This window comes from Bacillus sp. TSO22, assembly GCF_020223595.1.
GTDB classification, from domain to species: domain Bacteria; phylum Bacillota; class Bacilli; order Bacillales; family Bacillaceae; genus Bacillus; species Bacillus inaquosorum.
On record NZ_JAHAWO010000023.1, the window covers coordinates 1 to 266 of the forward strand.

1 rRNA gene is annotated in these 266 nt (G+C 41.0%); it reads left to right on the plus strand.

The annotated features are described in order from the left end of the window. Positions 1-52 (plus strand): 16S ribosomal RNA (locus tag KHQ79_RS22140); the annotation flags it as partial. Positions 53-266 lie beyond the last annotated feature (214 nt).

A 266-nucleotide genomic window follows, 5' to 3' on the forward strand; every position in this document is an offset into this window, starting at 1 on the left:
GAAGTCGTAACAAGGTAGCCGTATCGGAAGGTGCGGCTGGATCACCTCCTTTCTAAGGATATTTACGGAATATAAGACCTTGGGTCTTATAAACAGAACGTTCCCTGTCTTGTTTAGTTTTGAAGGATCATTCCTTCGAAACGTGTTCTTTGAAAACTAGATAACAGTAGACATCACATTCAATTAGTAAGACAAGATATCACATAGTGATTCTTTTTAACGGTTAAGTTAGAAAGGGCGCACGGTGGATGCCTTGGCACTAGGAG